Source organism: Telluria sp. LT2P80 (assembly GCF_059685955.1).
The window spans coordinates 1-6277 of the sequence record NZ_JCASIO010000022.1; the positions used below are offsets into that span (position 1 = coordinate 1).

Here is a 6277-nt window from a genome sequence, read left to right on the forward strand (position 1 = left end):
GTCGGTCCCACCCCTTCCCATCCCGAACAGGACCGTGAAACGACTTTGCGCCGATGATAGTGCTGCAACCAGTGTGAAAGTAGGTTATCGTCAGGCTAGTTATATAGAAAAGCCCCATTCAGTGATCTGAGTGGGGCTTTTCGCTTTGGGCGATCGACTTGATGCGATCACCCCATCAACCATCTAACCTATTCCCACAAGTTGTCATGCCCTGTTTGGCGTGCCACTCATCCTCAGGCTCGCTAGAGTTTGCCGCCTCTGTTATACGCCACTGGCCCACTGTGGCAGCAAAACCCCACGTACCAACCACATGATTTGATCGGGCGCAACGGTCAAACAGGTTCATTTCTGCGAATGCTTCTGGCTCTTACTATTTCTTTGACGCCAAGGGGACTGCCGCATGATGCGTTGGTCCGGACTCGCGGAACCAAGTACTTCACATGAAGGGCCGCCATGCGTGAGATCACCACATGGGTGTTGATAATAGCGGCATACCCCTTCATTGCAGCCTGGCTTGTGGGGCTGCGACGCGGCTATCAAATCAACGAATTGGAACAGCAGCTGGTTTTGCTCCGCGAGAAGGTCCAACAGCTCTCTCCGGCACCTCTGGAAACACCGGCGCCTCGTCCTGCCGACATGGCCGTTTCCACAGTACCAAAGGATGATGTTGAACAGGTGCCACCTGCCGTCTTGCCAGATAGCGCCCATGCACAAGTCCAGGGGGGGGGACGGTACCAGTGCCAGTGCCAGCGTCGATGACGCCCAGACAATCCATCAGTCGCCCCAAGCAAAACGAGGTACTCCCCGTCGTGGCCGAAGCCTTGGCAGCCCGATTCAACACGAAGCGATCACGCCACCGCTGGATCCTGATGCTTTAACCAAAGCGGTATCTCCGCCACCTCGCTGGCTGGTTGCGGTCAAAACCTGGTTGATGACCGGGAATCTGGTCGCCAAGCTCGGCCTGGTTATCCTGTTTATCGGCATTGCATTCCTGCTCAAGTATGTGGCGGCGACCATCACAATCCCGATTGAACTGCGGCTGGCTGCGCTGGTGTTGGCCGACATGGGTCTTCTTGGATGGGGCTGGCGCCTGCGTAGCAAACGCAGGGAGATCGGCTTGCCGGTGCAGGGAACCGCCATCGCCATCCTGATGCTGGTGATCTTCAGCGCATTCCAGCGCTACGCCTTGATACCTGCGGGATTCGCATTTGCCTTGCTGGTGTCGCTCACGGTATTCACGTGCCTTCTTGCCATTTTGCAGGAGGCACCGTGGCTCGCGGCATTCGGCATTACCGGCGGCTTCGCCTGCCCGCTGCTGTTGTCGACCGGACAGGGAAATCACATCGCCTTGTTCTCTTACTACGCGATGCTCAACGTCGGCGTCTTTGCGCTGGCGTTCAAGCGCTCGTGGCATCAGCTCAATCTGCTGGGCTTTGTCTTCACGTTCGGTGTCGCTGGGGCATGGGGCGGGTTGCAGTACACCCCGGACCATTACGCGTCGGCGCAGGCATTTTTGATTCTTTTTTTCTTGTGCTACTCAGCAATCCCTTTCGCATTCGCGGGTCGCACGAGAACACGGTTGCAGGATTATGTCGATGTCACGCTGATCATGGGAACACCGCTGTTGACCTTCGGGTTTCAGGTCGGGCTGGTCAGAGACATGCCGTTCGGTCTGGCATTTTCAGCACTCGGGCTGGGCGGATTTTATCTCGTGGCCGGAACGATTCTCTGGCGTGCCGGCAAGGAGCGCTGGCGGACACTTGTCCGGACGTTTGCTGTCCTTGGCACCATTTTTGGCACGCTGACGATCCCGTTTGCCCTGGATGCGCGCTGGACCTCGGCCGCGTGGGCGCTGCAAGGATTCGGCTTCGTGTGGTTCGGGTTGCGCCACCAGCGGCGTGCCATCTGGGTCTGTGGACTGTTGTTGCAGGCCGGAGCCTGGATCAGCTTCATGACCGCGCTGTCTCACATCGACATGACTGCAGCGTTGACGGCGAACTTGTGGCTGGGTTTCTTGCTGCTCGCCGCCGGCGCCTTTGCGGTGGCTCTGGCATTCCGCCAGAGCGACAACAACAGCGACAAGCAGGATCTGTCTTCACCGGCCACCAATATGCTGGCCAATACGGCGTTGATGTTCGCAGCGCTGTGGCTGCTGGCCGGATGGGTGACGGAAGCGACCCTGCGCTTCTCGGGCGCCATCCTGGCAGACTGGATCGTGGTTGGGTCGATTTTCACGGCGCTGCTGCTGTATGCCCTCAGCCTGCGGATGGTCTGGACAACCGCGCGCCAACTGGTTCTGGCTGCCGAGCTCGCAGGCGCCATCGGTCTGGCCATCGCTGCTAGGCCTGGGTTGTCATGGCTGAGCATGGTCGAGCCAAATGACGAGATGCCCTTGCTCGGTCTGGTGATCCTGGCCGTGGCGGCGTTCGCCACCAGCCGCTCACTGAAGCTAGCCGCATCCAGGCGAAACGGCAGCTACCTGTCAGCGTTACTGCTGCTGTGGAGCGGCATCTGGTGGGTCTGCACTCTGAATGTCGCAGCAGGTCGGTTCGTCGACTATCTGCCTGCCGCCCTGGGCAGCGTGGATTCCCGCTGGCTTGCACTGTATGTGCTTGGCATCGCGGCGACGTCGATCGCGTGCGTGCACTGCGCATCGCGCTTTTCCTGGCCGCAGTTACTCTGGTTCGCCCCCGCTTGCTGCGCTGCGCTGGGCATCATTACGCTGCGCTCGCTTGCAATGCTGTACGGCGCGCACGCGCTCCCGGACGCCGCGCTCTGGATCGCATGGGCAGTTGCATGGATGGGCAACGAACAGGCGATGCTACGCTGGCATACCAGCGGATTGCTCCTTAACCGCACCGTCTTGCAGTTGCTGCACGCCATCCGCACGGGTGGGCCGTGGCTCGCATTGTGGCCAACCGGCGCGATCCTGATCGACGGATGGCTCGCTACGCCAACCGACAGCGCATTGACCTTGCAAGGAGACTGGGTCACGGACGCGGCATGGAGCAATTACCTCCCGACATGGGCAATGATGCTGTTCCTTATCGGCTTGCTGCGTCGAAGCATGAAAGGGCGCTGGCCCACCGTTCCGATCGCGGACTGGTATCGGTCGATTGCCGTTCCAGTGGGTAGCCTTCTGCTGATGTTGCCAACCGCTCTGTGGAACCTGAGGCACGATGGTGCGATGGCCCCGTTGCCCTATATTCCACTGCTCAACCCGCTCGATTTGACCACAGGATTTGTGCTGATGCTATGGGTAAGCACGTTGCGGCAACTCGCTGCCAGGGCTGCAATGGATCAGCCCGTTCTAACCACGCTGCTGCGTGCCACCATGGTGGCAGCGTGGCTCTGGTTCAATCTCATTCTGCTACGAAGTGCTGCGCATTACCTTGGCATCGATTACCGGCTTGCCGATCTCATGGCTTCGCAAACGGTGCAGGCATTGCTCTCTCTGGCTTGGGGCGCGAGTGCTTTCGCGGTCATGCGCATTGCAGCACGCACTGCTCGACGACGGGTCTGGTGGATCGGCGCGCTGTTGTACGGCATTGTGGTGGCCAAGCTGTTCCTGGTTGACCTGGCCAATGGCGGGAGTATCGCGCGCGTTGTGTCGTTCGTTGGTGTTGGCCTGTTGCTGCTACTGGTGGGCTATCTCGCCCCGTATCCGAAAGCACCGCAGGCCGCGTCAATGGCTGCGTCAGCTTGACCTACAGGAGAACGACCCATGCCGATTTCTCTCTGCAGGTACTGCTGCGTCATCATGGTATTCGCGCTGACGGGCGCCGCCGTCACTGAAAGTCCAGCGGCCCAAACCGACAGGCTGACCGATTATTCGCATCGTCTCCCTTTACGCACCGTCAGCAGCCAGGCCATTGTGCGACTGCCGCTGCCGCGTGCGGTCTATCTGAACGCACGTTCGCCTGCCTTGCACGATCTGCGCGTGTTCGATGCCGTTGGTGCGTCGATGCCTTTTGCGCTGATCGATCAGGCGCCACCAGCCGTAGAAAAAAAGGCCACTGCACCGGTCGCCATTTTCCCGCTGTATGGCGCCGCCCGGGACACAGGGCAGATGCCTGAAAGCTTGCAGATCCGCACCCGGAGCGACGGCGCCGTCATTTCCGTGACGACGCCGTCGCGGGCAGCGAGCGACGAGCTGCAAAGCCTGATCCTCGACCTTCAGCCGGCGGCGTTGGCTGCGAAGGTCAGCGCTGCAGCACCAGTGGGCGCGCTGGCGTTATCGCTGCCCCAGGGGGCGGACAACTACAACGCGCACGTTGCAATCGATGTGAGTAACGACCTGCAAGACTGGGACCTGCTGGCCGAAGCGGCAGTCAGTTGGCTGGTCAACGATCGCGGCGCAAGCGTCGGCAAGCACCGCATCGAGTTTTCGCCGCGGCCATTTCGCTACGCTCGTATTCGTTGGCTTGAGGGCAAGCCGCTCGCCTTTGCCGACATCAACGCCGAGTATGTCGTGCAGCAGTACGCCGCCATGCAACTCGAGACCATTGTTTTGCCGGGCCAGCCAGCTGCCGAGGGGCGCGATGTGATGTATGCAGCGCCCGTTGCCATTCCTGCGATCGCTGTTGGGTTTGTGTTTGAGGGGCAGAACGTCGTCATGCCGGTGATAGTGGGCCAGTACCAAACCACGCGTAGCCGCAAACCCGGTGAACGAGTCGTGACGCGGCTGCAGCCAATCGTGAATACAACCTTTTATCAACTGTCGCAAAAGGGGGCGCAGCGCGTTTCCGGCGACGTCGAGATTGCAGCCACCAATGCGTCCACTTGGGTGGCCCGGCCACTAACCGCCATCCTGGAGCGTCCAGCCTTACGCTTGCGTTGGGCACCTGCAACCATCGTGTTTGTGGCTGCCGGCAAGGCGCCTTACCAACTGGCATTTGGCCGCGCCAGTGCCATGGCTGCCAGCGTGCCGCTCTCCCAGGTTGCGCCGGGCTTTACGCCGCGTGAACTGGCCGAGCTGGAATCCGCAACACCCGGGGCGCTCGTACAACAGCAATCGCCAGCTACGATCGTGGAGGCTGACCGGACTGCTGGCAGCCGCCGGCATTGGTTATGGGGCGTGTTGGTGTGTGGCCTTGCGGCACTTGCCGCCATGGCCTGGCATCTGTTCCGTCAGATGAAGGCAGATACTTCCGGCACGCCTTCATCTGACGTCGCTCCCGACAGCGGGCTGCATGCCTCTGAGTAAATGAAGAAAGGAGCGACCAAACAACTCAGTGCACCGGCGGGTGGTATGGCAAAGCCGTGGGGAATCGATCCGTTCCGACCGAGCTGGCGCAGGCACTCGCGCACGGACAGACTAATCATGGGGTTGAACGGTGTTGTAGCCCTCATGCTGCACGGGATGGTCAAACTGCGCTATCTGCTATTGACGCGCGTGTGTAGCCCTTCCCACTAATGACTCAGGCAGCGCCGTGCTGGCCGGCGGCGCGCAATTCAAGCCTGTCCCAGAAGCGGTCGTGAATCGGCAGCAGAAGTACATTGCATACCGGCTCAAGGATGGCCGCGATACCGCCGGAAGCGAGCGAACCCGTCGCGCAATAGATGACGGTGAACCCCACGACCATATGCATGGCAGTCTGGCTGACTTTTTCAGCAGCGCGTCGGGCATAGCGTTCGCGCTCGGAGCGCGCCCGGGCACGGATGGCCTCCCAGGCTTTCTCGTGGAAAGGGAGGAGCAGCACATTAATCACAGGCTCAATGATGATCGCGAGGCCGCTGAACATGACCGAACCAGTCAGCGCGTACGCAATGGCGAAAGCAATGGCCATGTGGGTGATGACCTGACTGGTTTTCTTGGCAGCGACGACCATCTTGACTCCTGAGATTGCACGTGTTGATACGGTAGAGGAAAATGATAGTCATTCTCGATTGGCGCACAAAGGCATATATATCTACCATGGCTATAGCCTATTACTATTGATTGGCTAATTGCGATAGGCTCCAGTATTTCATAAGCCCCTTGCCGAACATGTCACAAGTTTGTTATAGTCTCGTTCTGCCCGACGCAGACACTGCTTAAAAGCAGCGACAGCGAAGGAAAGAAGGGGTTGACGAAAAATGAGAAACACTTCATAATCTCGCCTCTCTGCTGCTAACGAACACAACGCTTCGTAGCAAACGGCAGAAGCAGCACCGAATGAAGTTCTTTAAAAATTAACAGTCGATAAGTGTGGGCGTTTGATGAAGGTGCCAAAGACCTCGGTCTTTGATTACTTAAATTATCAAATGTTCACAAAAAAGAAATACGTTGCTCAGC

Annotated in this window: 3 protein-coding genes and 1 rRNA gene; 3 read left to right on the forward strand and 1 reads right to left on the reverse strand. The window is 59.2% G+C overall.

The window, feature by feature from the left end; translation table 11 throughout:
* From rrf to AC56LW_RS23895, 3 genes are all read left to right on the forward strand, one after another.
* Positions 1-96: ribosomal RNA gene (gene rrf / locus AC56LW_RS23885) — 5S ribosomal RNA — on the forward strand; the annotation flags it as partial.
* Between the two features lie 610 nt (positions 97-706).
* Entirely contained in the window at positions 707-3706 is a 3000-nt protein-coding gene (locus AC56LW_RS23890; RefSeq protein ID WP_499638320.1) for a DUF2339 domain-containing protein, read from the forward strand.
* 18 nt (positions 3707-3724) lie between these two features.
* A complete protein-coding gene (locus AC56LW_RS23895; protein WP_499638322.1) occupies positions 3725-5206 on the forward strand; it encodes a DUF3999 family protein in 1482 nt (493 codons plus the stop codon).
* Between the two features lie 214 nt (positions 5207-5420).
* Here the strand turns inward: AC56LW_RS23895 and AC56LW_RS23900 are convergent, their stop codons facing one another.
* A complete protein-coding gene (locus AC56LW_RS23900; RefSeq protein WP_499638325.1) occupies positions 5421-5831 on the reverse strand; it encodes a DUF2061 domain-containing protein in 411 nt (136 codons plus the stop codon).
* Positions 5832-6277: the final 446 nt, after the last annotated feature.

What these genes read in the sequence shown, in the direction of transcription:
- AC56LW_RS23890 (WP_499638320.1), top strand. Translation starts at nt 707, where the DNA reads ATGCACAAGTCCAGGGGGGGGGACGGTACCAGTGCCAGTGCCAGCGTC.
- AC56LW_RS23895 (WP_499638322.1), top strand. Translation starts at nt 3,725, where the DNA reads ATGCCGATTTCTCTCTGCAGGTACTGCTGCGTCATCATGGTATTCGCG.
- AC56LW_RS23900 (WP_499638325.1), bottom strand. Translation starts at nt 5,831, where the DNA reads ATGGTCGTCGCTGCCAAGAAAACCAGTCAGGTCATCACCCACATGGCC.